This window comes from Pseudomonas sp. 05T35 (assembly GCF_056396605.1).
Genome location: NZ_JBFTLU010000763.1, coordinates 1 through 1110, shown reverse-complemented (window position 1 = coordinate 1110; position 1110 = coordinate 1). Strand labels below are relative to the sequence as shown.

The following is a 1110-nucleotide window of genomic DNA, read 5'->3' as shown; positions in this document are numbered from 1 at the left end:
CCCTCGCACATGCCCAACACCCAATACACCCAGCTTGCCGAGCCACTGTGGCCGTTGCTGAACAAGTTTTACCGCAGTCACCAGTCATCGATGAAAGCGGTTCGCGATGCTCAACTGTGGGTAGGCAAGCGCGACGAGATCATCGCCGGGCTCTGTTTGCGGCCGATGACGGAGGGGTTTTGGCTGACGGGGTTATTTGTCGACCCGGCCCTTCGGGGACAAGGTATTGCGGGGGCGTTGATGGCCCAGGCACTGGTGCAGATCAAGGCGCCGGTATGGCTGTTCTGCCACCCGGACTTGCGCAGTTTTTATGAGTGCAATGGCTTCACTGCGGACCCGTTGTTGCCCTATGCACTGGCCGAGCGCCTGGCTCGCTATAAACGCAACAAGCCGATGATCGCCATGGGTTTTCAAACTGTGGGAGCGCGTTGAGGTTTCGGATCAATCATCAGCCGTCGGGTCGAGATCCGGGAACATCACCTCGGTAAACCCGAACTTGCGAAAGTCGGTGATCCGCGACGGGTACAACCGGCCGATCAGGTGATCGCATTCGTGCTGTACCACTCGGGCGTGAAACCCCGAGGCGATTCGCACAACCGGCTCGCCCTTGGGATCGAAGCCTTCATAACGAATGTGCTGATAACGCTCGACCGCCCCCCGCAGCCCCGGCACGGACAGGCAACCTTCGAAGCCCTCTTCCAGCGTCGGATCAAGCGGCGTAATCAACGGGTTGATCAAAATCGTCTGCGGTACGGCGTCAGCGTCCGGGTAACGTTCGCTGTGCTCGAAGCCGAAGATCACCAACTGCAGGTCGACACCGATCTGCGGGGCTGCCAGGCCAACGCCGCCGACACTTTCCATGGTCTGGAACATGTCATCGATCAACTGCCACAGTTCAGGGCTGTCGAACATTTCGGCCGGTACCGGCGGAGCGATACGCAGCAAGCGCTCATCGCCCATTTTCAGAATTTCACGGATCATCGTCAGGCTTCGTCAGTGGTCGGGTTGAGCGAGTGGTCCCGGCCCAGTCCCGAAACATGGTGTTTTTCGTCGTGTTCGCCGAAGTCCTTGGCACCAGGATGCTTGCCTTCGCTCGACATGTGATCGATC

At 59.1% G+C, this 1110-nt stretch carries 2 protein-coding genes and 1 pseudogene; 1 reads left to right on the top strand and 2 read right to left on the bottom strand.

Annotation, left to right across the window (positions count from 1 at the left end):
• The first annotated feature begins 9 nt into the window (after positions 1-9).
• A complete protein-coding gene (locus tag AC1DH9_RS29635) occupies positions 10-432 on the top strand; it encodes a GNAT family N-acetyltransferase (protein WP_427536038.1) in 423 nt (140 codons plus the stop codon).
• Positions 433-441: 9 nt separating this feature from the next.
• Here the strand turns inward: AC1DH9_RS29635 and def are convergent, their stop codons facing one another.
• Both def and AC1DH9_RS29625 read right to left on the bottom strand, forming a co-directional pair.
• Positions 442-981 (bottom strand): peptide deformylase, encoded by a 540-nt coding sequence (def, locus tag AC1DH9_RS29630; RefSeq protein ID WP_054593668.1) that lies wholly within the window; start codon positions 979-981, stop codon positions 442-444.
• A gap of 2 nt (positions 982-983) precedes the next feature.
• A pseudogene (locus AC1DH9_RS29625) lies at positions 984-1110 on the bottom strand (ribonuclease BN); the annotation flags it as partial.

Bases quoted from the DNA above. Each gene is read 5' to 3' on its own strand.
- AC1DH9_RS29635 (WP_427536038.1), top strand. From the start codon at position 10: ATGCCCAACACCCAATACACCCAGCTTGCCGAGCCACTGTGGCCGTTG.
- def (WP_054593668.1), bottom strand. From the start codon at position 981: ATGATCCGTGAAATTCTGAAAATGGGCGATGAGCGCTTGCTGCGTATC.